We start from the raw sequence: 13,903 nt of genomic DNA, 5'->3' as shown, positions 1-13,903 counted from the left end.
ATTTTAAAACTCTGCCTGCAATTCTTCTTGCAGCTGGGCAATAAAATCTTCTACTTTCAGGCTGCCCAAATCTTCGGCTTTTCGCCGCACGGCAATCTGGCCGTTTTCTTTTTCGTTTTCACCCACTACGATTTGATAAGGATAGCGGTGTTGGCTGTTATCACGGATTTTGTAGCCGATTTTTTCATTACGCAAATCCAGCTCGACACGCAAACCGGCAGCACGCAATTTATCCGCGACTTCACGACAATAATCGGCTTGTTTTTCGGTAATATTCATAATCACCATTTGTACCGGTGCAAGCCATAACGGGAAAGAACCGGCATGGTTTTCAATCAGAATACCGATAAACCGTTCCATAGACCCCAAAATCGCACGGTGCAACATTACCGGACGGGCACGGCCGTTATCTTCGGTTACATACTCCGCACCCAAGCGCTCGGGCAATACGAAATCAAGCTGTATGGTACCGCACTGCCAAGAACGGCCAATCGCATCTTTAATATGGTATTCCACTTTAGGGCCATAGAACGCCCCCTCGCCGGGCAATTCTTCCCATTCCACACCGCAAGCGGCCAAGGCATCGCGCAAGCCTTGTTCGGCTTTATCCCAAACTTCATCGGAACCGGCCCGTTTTTCAGGGCGCAACGATAGTTTTACGCTGACATGCTCAAAGCCGAACTGCTTATAAACTTTCATCACCAAATCGTTAAAGGCTTTGGCTTCGGAAGTAATTTGCTCTTCGGTACAAAAAATATGGGCATCATCTTGTACAAAACCACGAACCCGCATCAAACCATGCAAAGCGCCGGAAGGTTCGTTGCGGTGGCAAGAGCCAAACTCCGCCAAGCGCATCGGTAAATCACGGTAAGAGCGCAAACCGTGGTTGAAAATCTGAACATGCCCCGGGCAGTTCATCGGTTTCACCGCATATTCGCGTTTTTCCGATTGGGTCACAAACATATTGTCTTTATAGTTTTCCCAATGGCCGGATTTCTCCCAAAAGGTTTTATCGAGAATTTGCGGTGTTTTCACTTCTTTATAACCGGCGGCATCCAATTCTTTGCGCATATGCTGCTCGATAATCTGCCATAACGTCCAACCGCGCGGATGCCAGAACACCATGCCCGGTGCTTCGTCTTGCAGATGGAATAAATCAAGCTGTTTGCCTAGTTTGCGGTGGTCACGTTTTTCGGCTTCTTCAATACGGGCGATATAGGCTTTTAAATCCTCTTTGCTTGCCCAAGCCGTACCGTAGATGCGCTGCAACATTTCATTATTGCTGTCACCACGCCAATAAGCACCCGCCAGTTTGGTTAATTTGAAATTTTTCAGGAAACGCGTATTCGGCACATGCGGGCCGCGGCACATATCCACATATTCCTGATGATGATACAAACCCATTTCTTGTACATCGGGCATATCTTCAATCAACCGTAGCTTATAGTCTTCTCCGCGATCGGTAAATATTTTGATGGTTTCGGCACGCGGTGTCATCACCTTGACCACATCATAATTCTGCGCAATCAATTCTTTCATCCGTGCTTCGATTTTTGCCATATCTTCAGGCGTAAACGGTTTTTCAGTGGCGATGTCATAATAAAAACCATCGTCAATCACCGGACCGATAACCATTTTAGCATCCGGATAAAGCTGTTTTACCGCATGCCCGACCAAGTGGGCACACGAATGGCGGATGATTTCCAATCCTTCAGGATCTTTAGGGGTGATAATTTGTACATTGGCATCAGATGTAATTTTATCCGAGGCATCGACTAAAACACCGTTGACCTTGCCTGCCACCGTTGCTTTTGCCAAACCCGAACCAATCGAAGCGGCCACTTCGGCTACCGAAACAGGTTGTTCAAACTGACGGACAGAGCCGTCGGGCAAGGTAATATTGATCATGAAGAAGTGCTCCGTAACTTATCAAAGGCCTTTCAGACGGCCTCGATTTCATTATATTTCTTGATTACTCATCGTTATAAATAATAATGTAACGGTATCGCTCGTTATACTACCGAGTTTCTTACCGTTACATTCAATGTATGGTAGGCACGATTGGATTCGAACCAACGACCCCCACCATGTCAAGGTGGTGCTCTAACCAACTGAGCTACATGCCTGAAAACCTATGAATTGTATTGGACTTTGCATGTTTTTACAAGCACCGCAACACATGCCTTGTAAATACTTTAAACAACCGAATTATTAAGCAATCCTGCCTATATAAACCGGAAAATATAAAGATACCGTTGCTTAAATTAAGGATAATATCCTGCCCCCAAAATACACGGTTTTCTTGCCCCTGTCGCCCGATAAGGATTCGAAGCAACCCGGTTTACCCAACACGAAGCCAGCCACGCAAAAGCAGCCGCCTCAACCCATTGCGGATTCAAGTGTAATTCATCGGTACTATGCACATAAATACCCTGTTCCGCAAAATAGCGGGATAACCCTTTCATCAAGGTTTGATTACGGATACCGCCGCCGCAAACATAAAGATCTTGCGTATCCGGCGCGGCAGCCATCACCGAATCAAAAACGGTTTGTACCGTATATTCCGATAATGTTCTTAATACATCATTCGGATTGAGGCCGTCTGAAAGCTGCGGCAATAACCATGCCAGTGAAAACAATTCCCGCCCGGTACTTTTCGGATAAGGCCGGGCAAAATAAGGATCGCTAAGCAGTTTTTCTAAAAGTTCGGGCAACACCCTACCCGCCTCGGCTTTTTCACCGCCTTCGTCATAAGGCTGTTGCCAAATATGATTTACCCATGAATCCATCAACATATTGCCCGGACCGGTATCAAATCCGAATGCAGCGCCATCCGGTGGTAATACGCTGATATTAGCGATTCCGCCCAAATTCAAAACGACTCTTGCTTTTGAAGGATGCTGAAATAAGGCTTGATGAAATGACGGCACCAACGGCGCACCCTGCCCGCCTGCCGCCAAATCACGACTGCGGAAATCGCCGATAGTCAGAATGCCGCTTAACTCCGCCAATAAAGATAAATCGGCCAGCTGGATACTGTATCTCGACTCAGGCGCATGGCGGATAGTTTGACCATGGCAACCGATTGCCGTAATGTTATCGGCCGAAAGGTTTTGTTCCGCCAGCAGTTGCCTAACCACCCGTCCATACAGATAACTTAACTCTTGAGACAGTATCATACTGCGGTGTAACTCATTATGGCCGACATTTTGTAATTCCAGTAAATCGGCTTTCAGACGGCCTGAATAAGGTATAAAAGAATGGGCTTCGGCACCCAGCCATTCAACCCCGTTCATACGCACCAATACTGCATCGACGCCGTCCATACTCGTACCGGACATCAAGCCGATATAAAACTGATCACCATTATGCATAAAAAGGCCGTCTGAAATAAAAATAAAACAAAGATTTTAACGCTTTTGCCCAAAGAGATAAATATTGCCACGCAAGCATTTACCAACTACTTCATGACGGTTTAGCCGAATATCTTTATAATATTAAAAAAACGGTTATACAATAAACCCCAACCTTAACCTTAAATAACATAATATATCAGCCAGCGGCGGTTTATTTTTACTCTTCTCCATATAAAAGGTTCACATTAAACATGAACGCTCCATATATCCAGAAAATCAATTTTGCCTTTGCTGCTCTTCTTCTTTGTATGATCGGTTATTTTATTATATGGGGATTAGGCTACACCAACGGCAATCATACAACGCTATTCCTATTGGCTACGGGCTTCGGTGTTTTTATGGCATTCAACATCGGGGGTAATGACGTAGCCAATTCGTTTGGCACCAGTGTTGGCGCCGGAACGTTAACCATCCCCCAAGCTTTAATCATTGCCGCCATTTTTGAAGTCAGCGGTGCGGTGATTGCCGGCGGAGAAGTAACGGATACGATAAGAAAAGGCATTATCGATTTAAATCAAATGCATGTAGAACCCATGCAATTTGTTTATATTATGATGTCGGCACTATTGGCCGCCGCATTATGGCTGCTGTTTGCCAGTAAAAAAGGCCTGCCGGTATCCACCACTCATGCGATTATCGGCGGTATTGTGGGCAGCGCCTTATGCCTGGGGATTGTTAGCGGCAGTTCAAACACTTTCGACCTCGTTCAATGGAATAAGTTAGCTGAAATTGTTGTTTCTTGGGTACTCTCCCCCGTATTAGGTGGCTTGGTTTCCTACTTCCTTTTCTCCCAAATCAAAAAACATGTTTTAGACTACAACAAAGAAGTAGAAGAAAATCTGAAAAGTATCAAGCAAGAGAAAAAAGCCTATAAAGCCCAACACCGCTTATATTTTGAAAGCCTTGATGAAGCCACCAAAATTGAATGTGCCACCGCCATGGCACGCGACGCCCAAATTTACGGCGAGTCGGATTTGGATCCGACCGAACTGGAATCCACCTATTATCAGGGACTTTACGATATAGACAACCGTAAAAACAATATTGACGCTTATAAAGCTTTACATTCGTGGGTGCCGGTTATCGCTTCACTGGGCGGGATGATAATAGCGGCTATGCTGTTGTTTAAAGGTCTTAAAAATCTTGAGCTCGGCATGAGCAATGTCGGCAGCTTTCTGATTATTTTCATGATTGGCGCGGCCATTTGGATGGCCACATTCGTTTATGCCAAAACATTAAAACGCAAAGACTTGAGCAAATCCACATTCTTGGTTTTCAGTTGGATGCAGGTATTTACCGCCGCCGGCTTCGCATTCAGCCACGGTGCCAACGATATCGCCAACGCTATCGGCCCTTTTGCCGCCATTATGGATGTATTGCGCACCGGCGACATCAATACCCAATCCCCTGTTCCCCCTGTTGCCATGCTCACTTTCGGTATCGCATTAATTGTCGGCTTGTGGTTTATCGGTAAAGAGGTGATCAAAACGGTTGGCACCAGTTTGGCAGAAATGCACCCCTCTTCAGGCTTTGCCGCCGAACTTTCCGCAGCCTCTGTTGTGATGATGGCATCATTAATGGGATTGCCTGTATCCAGTACACATATTTTGGTCGGCGCCGTTTTAGGTATCGGCTTGGTGAACCGAAATGCAAACTGGGCATTAATGAAACCGATTGGTATGGCATGGGTGATTACCTTACCTGCCGCCGCCTTTTTATCGATTGTTTGTTTCTTATTGTTGCGAGCCGCTTTTTAATCCGTACGAAATATATCAAACCAATAAAGCCATCCCCTACCATACAAAATGGTAATGAAGATGGCTTTTTTTCTTGGTAAAAACAAATTGCACTTAATCTTTCAGACGGCTTGAGACCTTTGCAATCATCTGCCGACAGAAGTGAACCACTACAGCAACAAACATTTATCAAAAACCCGTTATGTAGTAGAACAACGCTACAGTACGCGGCACCATAAATTCCGCTATGACCGGTCAGTTTATTTCGGGCTGAATAAAAGTGGCAACCCAAAGTCATCTTAACGTGATATGTTTGAACCTATTGAAAACCGGGCCGACAGGCTACATGCCCCTATTGCTATCTAAAAGACAGCAGAGCACCTTTTAGGCATCCGAGGAAGAATAAAGGATATTGCAGTCAAAAACAGCCAAAATCCTGTGCTTGGACTTCGGCTGCCTGCTAAAAAACTATTTAACAAAGTTCTCAATCTAATTATTTTTAATGGGCCACTTTAAAATCTGGCAAGCGCATTTTTACCATCTTCCAGCCAATCAATCCATTTCTCTCAAAAACTAAAGTAATTTTTTCATTCTCTGGATTTCTAATATAAACATTAAAAGTATTAACATCAATATATTCGGTTTCAGCAGATGAAAGTCTGTTATTACCGAGATTAATCAGAGCTTCATTTTCTTCGTTATTCGCATTAAGTGGGTTTTTACCATTAAATAGCTGCGTAATACCTTCCGGAGTACTAATAGTAGTGCTTGCTGCATCAAAAAGTGGCGTAAAAAGACCAAGAGCTAAAACCGAAAGTGGATTATTTTTCACCTCATCATTACTCATCAATTCTTTTGTCATCATTGTATTTATCTGCTCAGAAAGACTCGTTTTGATGCTAGTTGAATCAATATATTTAGCGACTTCATCAACATCTTGTACTTCAGCAGCTCTCGCAAGGTTTTTAATAGCAATATACGGAGTATAATAAAGATACCCAATAGCAACTAAACACGCCAACAAAATAACAGATAATATTTTTTTCATAAAAACAGCCCTTTTAATCAAATAAACAACAAAATTGAAACATACTGAACCCAAAATAATTTCACACTACTCCAATAATTCAGCAAACAACTATTCACCATAAAAAATTTAATATTTATATAAAAATCTATCATTTTCCAAACATAACAGGGGGTTATGATGTAAGAGCCACATAGGCAAAAGAAATCTAATATTTTTTAGAGATTTTAATATATTACTAAACGCTTTACAAAATAATAAACCCCCAAAACATTAAATTACTTAATTATCAGCTTGTAAAGATTAAGATACTTAATACGGTCAAAAAATGGTGTTATTGCCACATAACACCTATTATATGATTTACAAAAATATATGGCCTTAAAAATGAAAAGACAGCCTAGCAGGCTGTCTTTTCATTTAAATCTGGTGCCCAGGGTCGGACTCGAACCGACACACCTTGCGGCGGGGGATTTTGAGTCCCCTGCGTCTACCAATTTCGCCACCTGGGCAGGTGGAAGAACGCTATTATAGTGGTAAAAATAATCTTGTAAAGCCTTATAGAATAAATATTCGCAATATTTCTAACAAATACATGAAAAATATAAAAATTAAATCCGAAATTATTATCACCTTCCGCCATAGACTCGAAAATTCTTTATTGCAATCGCCAAATAAGATAAAAAACTCTCTACATGAAATCGGTCAAACACGTTAATATAGATACATTTCTGCTATTCGGAGAAACCACTTATGAACCGGAAGATAATCACGCTATTATCCGCCGCCTTCGCATTAACAACCCTATCCGCCTGCCAACCTCAAGAAAAAACAGAGTCCGAACAACCGACGACTTCCCTGCCTGCAACCAGTAGCGCCGGTTTTCATGGTTCGGATATACGTCATGAAAATATCGGTGGTGATTTCACCATGACCGACGGGAATGGCAAACCTTTCAATATCGGCAATCTGAAAGGTAAGATTGTACTGCTGTCATTTGGCTACACGCACTGCCCCGATATTTGCCCGACCGAACTGTTAACCTATAATGATGTAATAACCCAACTCGGCGATCAGGCCAAAGATGTTGCCGTTGTGTTTGCCAGTGTCGATCCCGATCGGGATACCCCAGAATTGGTCGGCAAATATGTGCAACAATTCCATCCTGATTTTATCGGACTCACCACTACCGGAAACCAAGACCTATCCGTGATCAAAAAACAATACCGGATTGTTGCCAATAAAGCACAACAGCAATCCGATACGGTTTATTTAATTGATCATACCGCTGGTGCTTATTTATTGGATAAAAACGGTAAGGTGGTGGTTTTCGAGCCTTACGGCAATACCGCCCAACAATTCGCAGACGATATCCGGCTTTTACTTAAATCATAAAATCGGTATTGAATAAAAAACTTTACAGGCCGTCTGAAAACACACTATAACCCTATATACTTTTCAGACGGCTCAAATGGAAATCAATATGACAGAAAACACCTTAACCATCGCGCTTTCCAAAGGCCGCATTTTTGATGAAACCCTGCCGCTGTTGGCTGCTGCCGGTATTGTACCGGCCGAAGAACCGGGCAGTTCGCGTAAACTGATTATCGACACCAATTTACCCAATGTACGCTTGGTGATTGTCCGCGCTAGCGACGTGCCTACTTATGTACAATACGGCGCGGCGGATTTTGGCATTGCCGGTAAAGACGTTCTAATCGAACACGGCGGCGAAGGCCTTTATCAACCCTTAGACTTGCAAATCGCCAAGTGCCGCATGATGGTTGCCGTACCTGCCGGTTTTAATTATGCCGCCGCATCACAACCAGGCAACCGCTTGCGTGTCGCAACCAAATATCCCGACATTGCCGCCGAGCATTTTGCCAATAAAGGCGTGCATGTCGACATTATCAAACTATATGGTTCAATGGAGCTTGCCCCATTGGTAGGGCTGAGTGATGCCATTGTAGACTTGGTGTCCACCGGCGGTACATTAAAGGCCAATAACCTTGAGGCAGTCGAACATATTTGCGATATTTCCAGCCGTTTGGTGGTTAACAAAGCAGCGCTTAAAGTGAAGCACCGCTTAATCCAACCGGTCATCGAAGCGTTTGCCAACGCCGTAAACAATCAACAAAAGGCCGCCTGAAACGGCTTTTTAAAATCCATCGAAATCATCCATCCATGAACATCACTTCAGATAAAAAACTCGCCGTCCTCATTGATGCCGACAACGCCCCTGCCGATATTATCGACCGCCTTTTGGCGGAAATTGCCAAATACGGCATCGCCAGCGTAAAAAGAATTTACGGCGACTGGAGCCACGGCCTATCCAAATGGAAAGCGGCACTCCTGCCCCATGCCATCGTTCCCGTGCAACAATTTGCCTATACCAAAGGTAAAAATGCCACTGATATGGCCTTGGTCATAGATGCTATGGATTTGCTGTATAGCGGCAATTTCGACGGTTTTTGTATTGTTTCCAGCGACAGCGACTTTACCCGCCTTGCCAGCCGCCTGCGTGAAAGCGGCTTAACGGTTTATGGCTTTGGTGAAAAGAAAACCCCCGAAGCCTTCCGCAAAGCTTGCGATAAATTTATCTTCACGGAAATTTTCCGCCCTGAGAAAAACACTCAAGCGAAAAACCGTACCAATAAAAATAAAGCTGCTTCCGAAACAGAAACAGAAACTGCTCCATCTCAAACCGATGTATCCCAACTTATCCTGCGTGCCGTTAAAGAAAATGCCGACGATTTCGGCTGGGCCAATCTCGGCCCTATTGGTAGCTATATCAATAAAACCAACCCCGATTTCGACCCGCGGCTTTATGGTTTCGGCAAACTTTCCGACCTGATTAAATCTTTAGATTTATTCGAATACCGTACCGACAACAATCAAGCCCAAGTGCGTCGATGTCAAAGCGGCAACGATAAAAACAGGCCGTCTGAAAACAAAACGCCGCAAGCCGCAGCCCAAACACCCAAACCATCTGACAGCAACGAATCCAAATCAACAGAAAAAAGCAGCAAGCCTACAACGAAACGAAATTCAAAACGTGTACCTAGCAGTGAAAGCAGCAAAGCGGAAACACCTCAAAAGCCCATTGCAACACCTGTATCGGCAGAAATGAAACCCGAAGCAACAGAACAACCGGTTACACCCAAACCCAAAAACGGTAAAGCCAAGTTCACCAAAATCATCCCGCTAGTACAACAAGCCGTAGATGCTGTCGCCGATCAAGACGGTTGGGCACGTTTAAGCGATATATTGAAACAGCTTGCCCCTACCCTCAATCCGCATGATTATGGCTTCGATACCGACCGTACCCTGATTCATGCCATTTACAGCGATTGGTTGGAAATTAAAAAAGCCGGCCGTGGCGAACGGGTAAGGGTGAATAAACGTTTTATCAGTAAAGATGCTTAATTGAATACAGCGTGTCTTGTCGTTTCTACAAAAAATAAAGAGCTGGTTCCCCAGCTCTTTATTTTTTTGTTCATCATAAGATGTTCAATTAACTAGCAGAATGTATCTGTCTGTTTCGGCGCAGACAATCCAAACAAAAGACCAAATACAAAGCCACAAAAGTTCCTGCCATTGCCAAAATGCCCCAAACATAACCATGTACGCAAAAAAGCAATGCCGCCGAAAATAAATGCCAACAGCCTCTGAATATACGTTTCCAAACTATAATTGAAAGGATATACGCGATCATAAGCTATTTTTCTTATTAAGAATCAATATTCTAAATTAATAAATTAAGCCAATCGGCATAATAATTTACATTTATCAAAAAAAATTTGATCTTTTTTCCCAAAATTATCTGAAAAAAGGAGTAGATTTTAATCACAAGCTATTATTCATAATAGAAAGGAGGGGTGGGGAAATGGGAAATAGGTGGTTAAAATTTTTATTATTATATTTAGGTGGTGTTTCGGTATCTCTAAGTCAATTAAAAATTGTTCCTTTACAAAACGAATTTTCGTTAACAACAGGATGGTCACTTACTGAAATATCTTGGCTGCTGTCAATTTTCACAGTCTCAGGTATTTTCCTATCCATCTTTGGCGGCGTCTTAATAACAAAGTATGGGGCAAAAAAAATATTAAACTTGGTGATGATTTGTACTATCCTCGGGAATCTTTTGGGATATTTTGCCACTAGCTATTTGTTGCTATTACTCTCACGAGTTATTGAGGGCATTGCTTTCTCAATGATTATTATGGTTGGAATAGTTTTTATTAATGAATGGTTTAGGGATAATCATAGAGGAATGGCAACTGGGATATGGGGTACTTTCGCAGCTGCAGGAACCCTCATTGCTATGAATTTGTTTTTACCTTTAGCCAATGCATCTGGTCTTAAGGCGCCGTGGTTATTAGTAGCAATCATAGCAGCGGTATTAATGTTATTTTATCAAATCGCTATTAAAGAGCCGGATGAAGAAAAAAAACTAGATAATGTTGCAGATACTAAATTACTGAAGCAAGCTATGTCCAACAAAAAAATTTGGCTGTTAGCTTTCGCTCAGGGATGTATGTCATTTGTGTTATTCAGTTTTATCAACATTTATCCATTAATCTATACTCAACAATATAATATTAGTGAGAGTATGGCTAATCAATATGCCGGTTATTTTGGTCTATTCGGCATTCCGTTTGGAGCGTTAGCCGGATATTTGATAGATAAAACAAAAAAGGATCGTTTAGTTACCATAGGTTCTTTTTTACTTATGACACTAAGCACGTTATTTGCAATCATGTTAAACAGCACCGGCGCCATCTTTTTACAATTGTTCCTTTTGGCCGCCAGCACCGGATTATCTTCTGCTTGTATTATGATTATTGCACCGAACTTCCTTGAAAACAAAAAACTGATAGGTATAAGCATTTCTTTAATTAACTTTGTTTATTATATTGGTATTTTTATAGGAACGCCGATTAGTACAATGATTGCATCTTGGAGCGGAAATTGGATCCCTTCTATTTTGACACTGACTTTTGTCAATATGATTGGATTAGTGATTGTTGCTTTTCTTAAATATGATCACAAACAGAATATGGTTAAAACCATATAATTAAATCTTAAGGAGAATATCATGGATCGCATATTTGAAACCAGTTTGGATTTTGCTAAGAAAAAAGATCAGGAAGATTCTGTAGCAAAATACCGGGATCGTTTCTTTCTTCAGCCGGGCATCATTTATATGGATGGTAACTCATTAGGATTATCCTCAAAGGATGGTGAAGAAACACTAAAAATAGTAAATGAGAAGTGGAAAAAGTATGGGGTTACCATTTGGAATATTGAAGATGGAAAATATTTCTTATACCAAGATTTCTTAGGTGCAAAAATGGCTAAATTGATTGGGGCACTTCCAGAGGAAGTCACCATCATGGGAAGTACCACAATGAATTTGCATTCTGCAATTGCTACTTTCTATCACCCGACAAAAGAGAAATACAAAATTATTGTCGATGATTTGAACTTCCCAACAGATCGCTATGCCATTGATAGCCAAGTGAAACTACACGGACTTGATGTAGAACAAGCGGTGAAAGTTGTACCGAGCCCGGATGGTAAGTTGATCGATGAAGATGCCATGATTGAAGCTATGACTGATGACGTGGCAATGATTATTTTACCGACGGTTCTCTACCGCAGTGCGCAAATTGTCGATATGAAAAAAATCACCAAAGCGGCACATGAGAAAGGCATTATCGTCGGTTGGGATTTGTGTCACGCAATAGGTGCCATTGAAATGGACTTTTCAGACATTCAGCCGGATTTTGCGGTTTGGTGTAACTATAAGTATTTGAATGGCGGCCCGGGTGCTATTGCCGGCTTCTACATTAACAAGAAGCATTTCAAGATGGAACCCGGATTAGCCGGTTGGCATGGCAATAAAAAAGAAACACAGTTTCAACTTAAACAAAAGTTTGAACACAATACAAATAATGCAGGAGGCTGGCAAACAGGAACCCAACCGCTATTATCTATGGCTCCGTTAGAAGGTTCTCTTTCAATATTCGAAGAAGTTGGTATGCCAACGCTTAGAAAAAAATCATTGGATATTACAGCATATTTGATGTTTTTAGCCGATGAAAAACTAGCGAAATATGGATTTTCTGTAGGGAATCCTAGAGAAGATGCCAAACGAGGAGGACACGTTTGTCTGGAACATGAGGAAGCTTACAGAATATGCTCTGCATTGAAAGAAAAAAATGTCATACCAGATTTTAGAGAACCGAACGTGATTCGTTTGGCACCGATTGCGTTATATACATCTTATGAAGATGTATATAAATTGGTAGAAATTCTCGAAGAAATCGGCGCTAATAAGCTTTATGAAAAATTTGATAATACTAGAGCAATGGTCGTTTGATGTTAGGGTTATCATTTTAAAATTGCAAGCTAACATATTTTAATGTTAGCAAGATTAAATAATGCTAGGAGCATACAAATGATTATCGGAATCCCAAAAGAAATTAAAAACAATGAAAGTCGCGTTGCCGTACCCCCTTCCGGTGTATTTGGTTTCACCAGTCGTGGACATCAAGTACTGGTAGAAAAAGATGCTGGTAAAGGTTCTGCCATTTCTGATGAAGAATATGTTAAAGCTGGTGCCAAGATTGTTGAAACAGCAGCCGAGGCATGGTCAGCCGAAATGGTGATGAAAGTAAAAGAACCGCTCCCCGAAGAATATAAATATTTCCGTAAGGGATTATTATTGTTCACCTATTTACATTTGGCAGCTAATAAACCGCTAACCGAAGCACTAGTAAATAGCGGAACAAATTCAATTGCTTATGAAAACGTTCAACCGGAAGATAATACCTTACCGTTACTGGAACCCATGAGTGAGATTGCTGGCCGGATGGCAACTCAAGTCGGTGCCAATTTCTTAGAGCGGGTTAACGGTGGTAAAGGGATCTTGCTTTCCGGCGTTCCTGGGGTACGGCGTGGTAATGTCGTTGTAATCGGCGGTGGTGTAGTCGGTTTGAATGCGGCGAGGATAGCTATCGGACTAGGTGCTAATGTAACCATCTTGGATGTAAGCGTTCCTCGTTTGAAAGAATTGGATATCATCCTGGGCAATACCGCCCAAACCATGATGTCAAACCGCTTCAATATTCAAGAAAGCTTAAAAACAGCCGATTTAGTAATCGGAGCTGTTTTGGTTCCAGGACATAAAGCACCTACTCTTGTCACAAAAGAAATGGTGGCAAATATGCCGGATCATAGTGTAATTGTTGACGTTGCCATTGATCAAGGCGGTATTTTTGAAACCGTAGATCGCGTAACAACCCATGATGATCCCACTTATGTTAAAGAAGGTGTGGTTCATTACGCCGTTGCTAATATGCCCGGTGCTGTTCCACAAACTTCGACTCACGCATTAAGTAACAGCACTATGGCTTATGCGCACCTACTGGCAAACCAGCCGCTAAAAGAACTGCTACGCAGCAACTTAGCACTTCGCCGCGGGGTTAATACGTTCAACGGCAAATTGACAATTGAAGCTGTCGCAGATGACTTGGAAATGGAATATACGTCCATTGATGACTTACTTAAATAATTAAACTGTAAAGTGAGAACAGACCCTGTGTAATGGACGCTGATAAAAATATCGGCTGCTCCATTATCTAGGGTCTTTTGCCGTCAATCCAACGAATGAGATGTGATTAGCTGAAATAAAGTATTCATGAGCTCACAAATATTTT

At 42.2% G+C, this 13,903-nt stretch carries 11 protein-coding genes, 2 tRNA genes and 1 pseudogene; 9 read left to right on the top strand and 5 right to left on the bottom strand.

The genetic code is table 11. From position 1 onward, the window contains the following. Nucleotides 1-3 precede the first annotated feature (3 nt). From thrS to NXS09_RS00140, 3 genes are all read right to left on the bottom strand, one after another. Nucleotides 4-1,908, bottom strand: a complete 1,905-nt coding sequence (thrS, locus tag NXS09_RS00150) for a threonine--tRNA ligase (protein WP_259290550.1) — start codon at nucleotides 1,906-1,908, stop codon at nucleotides 4-6. A 141-nt stretch (nucleotides 1,909-2,049) separates the two neighbouring features. Continuing rightward, nucleotides 2,050-2,126 (bottom strand) — tRNA-Val (locus NXS09_RS00145). Between the two features lie 138 nt (nucleotides 2,127-2,264). Further along, on the bottom strand, nucleotides 2,265-3,374 hold the full coding sequence (locus tag NXS09_RS00140; RefSeq protein WP_259290549.1) for an anhydro-N-acetylmuramic acid kinase: 1,110 nt from the start codon (nucleotides 3,372-3,374) through the stop codon (nucleotides 2,265-2,267). 233 nt (nucleotides 3,375-3,607) lie between these two features. Between NXS09_RS00140 and NXS09_RS00135 the strand changes: the two genes are divergently transcribed. Together NXS09_RS00135 and NXS09_RS00130 are read left to right on the top strand one after the other, a co-directional pair. Continuing rightward, entirely contained in the window at nucleotides 3,608-5,173 is a 1,566-nt protein-coding gene (locus NXS09_RS00135; protein ID WP_259290548.1) for an inorganic phosphate transporter, read from the top strand. A gap of 156 nt (nucleotides 5,174-5,329) precedes the next feature. Continuing rightward, a pseudogene (locus NXS09_RS00130) lies at nucleotides 5,330-5,518 on the top strand (IS5/IS1182 family transposase); the annotation flags it as partial. A 133-nt stretch (nucleotides 5,519-5,651) separates the two neighbouring features. On the opposite strand, the gene NXS09_RS00125 reads toward NXS09_RS00130, so the two are convergent. Beyond that, nucleotides 5,652-6,200, bottom strand: coding sequence for a DUF2939 domain-containing protein (locus NXS09_RS00125; protein WP_259290547.1), 549 nt, complete (start codon nucleotides 6,198-6,200; stop codon nucleotides 5,652-5,654). A 406-nt stretch (nucleotides 6,201-6,606) separates the two neighbouring features. Next, nucleotides 6,607-6,691, bottom strand: a tRNA-Leu gene (locus NXS09_RS00120). Here NXS09_RS00120 and NXS09_RS00115 point away from each other — a divergent pair. The 7 genes from NXS09_RS00115 (at nucleotide 6,655) to ald (ending at nucleotide 13,758) form a co-directional block, all read left to right on the top strand. Further along, nucleotides 6,655-6,897 carry a hypothetical protein gene (locus tag NXS09_RS00115; protein ID WP_259290546.1) on the top strand — a complete coding sequence of 81 codons (243 nt, stop codon included), beginning with the start codon at nucleotides 6,655-6,657 and terminating at the stop codon, nucleotides 6,895-6,897. The two genes, NXS09_RS00120 and NXS09_RS00115, sit on opposite strands and share 37 nt — an antisense overlap. A 35-nt stretch (nucleotides 6,898-6,932) precedes the next feature. Continuing rightward, nucleotides 6,933-7,574, top strand: a complete 642-nt coding sequence (locus NXS09_RS00110) for an SCO family protein (RefSeq protein WP_259290545.1) — start codon at nucleotides 6,933-6,935, stop codon at nucleotides 7,572-7,574. An 88-nt stretch (nucleotides 7,575-7,662) separates the two neighbouring features. After that, nucleotides 7,663-8,328: an ATP phosphoribosyltransferase gene (gene hisG / locus NXS09_RS00105; protein ID WP_259290544.1), complete on the top strand. Its 666-nt coding sequence runs from the start codon at nucleotides 7,663-7,665 to the stop codon at nucleotides 8,326-8,328. A 35-nt stretch (nucleotides 8,329-8,363) separates the two neighbouring features. Beyond that, nucleotides 8,364-9,605 (top strand): NYN domain-containing protein, encoded by a 1,242-nt coding sequence (locus NXS09_RS00100; RefSeq protein ID WP_259290543.1) that lies wholly within the window; start codon nucleotides 8,364-8,366, stop codon nucleotides 9,603-9,605. Nucleotides 9,606-10,065: 460 nt separating this feature from the next. Beyond that, nucleotides 10,066-11,256 (top strand): MFS transporter, encoded by a 1,191-nt coding sequence (locus tag NXS09_RS00095; RefSeq protein WP_259290542.1) that lies wholly within the window; start codon nucleotides 10,066-10,068, stop codon nucleotides 11,254-11,256. Nucleotides 11,257-11,277: 21 nt separating this feature from the next. After that, nucleotides 11,278-12,564, top strand: coding sequence for a kynureninase (gene kynU, locus NXS09_RS00090; protein ID WP_259290541.1), 1,287 nt, complete (start codon nucleotides 11,278-11,280; stop codon nucleotides 12,562-12,564). A gap of 78 nt (nucleotides 12,565-12,642) precedes the next feature. Continuing rightward, nucleotides 12,643-13,758 carry an alanine dehydrogenase gene (gene ald / locus NXS09_RS00085; RefSeq protein ID WP_259290540.1) on the top strand — a complete coding sequence of 372 codons (1,116 nt, stop codon included), beginning with the start codon at nucleotides 12,643-12,645 and terminating at the stop codon, nucleotides 13,756-13,758. The last annotated feature ends 145 nt before the right edge of the window (nucleotides 13,759-13,903 follow it).

Source organism: Neisseria montereyensis (genome assembly GCF_024834045.1).
GTDB classification, from domain to species: Bacteria; Pseudomonadota; Gammaproteobacteria; order Burkholderiales; family Neisseriaceae; genus Neisseria; species Neisseria montereyensis.
Note: the sequence above shows the minus strand (reverse complement) of the source record. Positions and strands in the feature narration are given on the sequence as shown.

What these genes read in the sequence shown, in the direction of transcription:
- thrS (WP_259290550.1), bottom strand. Translation starts at nt 1,908, where the DNA reads ATGATCAATATTACCTTGCCCGACGGCTCTGTCCGTCAGTTTGAACAA.
- NXS09_RS00125 (WP_259290547.1), bottom strand. Translation starts at nt 6,200, where the DNA reads ATGAAAAAAATATTATCTGTTATTTTGTTGGCGTGTTTAGTTGCTATT.
- NXS09_RS00095 (WP_259290542.1), top strand. Translation starts at nt 10,066, where the DNA reads ATGGGAAATAGGTGGTTAAAATTTTTATTATTATATTTAGGTGGTGTT.
- NXS09_RS00140 (WP_259290549.1), bottom strand. Translation starts at nt 3,374, where the DNA reads ATGCATAATGGTGATCAGTTTTATATCGGCTTGATGTCCGGTACGAGT.
- NXS09_RS00135 (WP_259290548.1), top strand. Translation starts at nt 3,608, where the DNA reads ATGAACGCTCCATATATCCAGAAAATCAATTTTGCCTTTGCTGCTCTT.
- NXS09_RS00110 (WP_259290545.1), top strand. Translation starts at nt 6,933, where the DNA reads ATGAACCGGAAGATAATCACGCTATTATCCGCCGCCTTCGCATTAACA.
- hisG (WP_259290544.1), top strand. Translation starts at nt 7,663, where the DNA reads ATGACAGAAAACACCTTAACCATCGCGCTTTCCAAAGGCCGCATTTTT.
- ald (WP_259290540.1), top strand. Translation starts at nt 12,643, where the DNA reads ATGATTATCGGAATCCCAAAAGAAATTAAAAACAATGAAAGTCGCGTT.
- NXS09_RS00100 (WP_259290543.1), top strand. Translation starts at nt 8,364, where the DNA reads ATGAACATCACTTCAGATAAAAAACTCGCCGTCCTCATTGATGCCGAC.
- kynU (WP_259290541.1), top strand. Translation starts at nt 11,278, where the DNA reads ATGGATCGCATATTTGAAACCAGTTTGGATTTTGCTAAGAAAAAAGAT.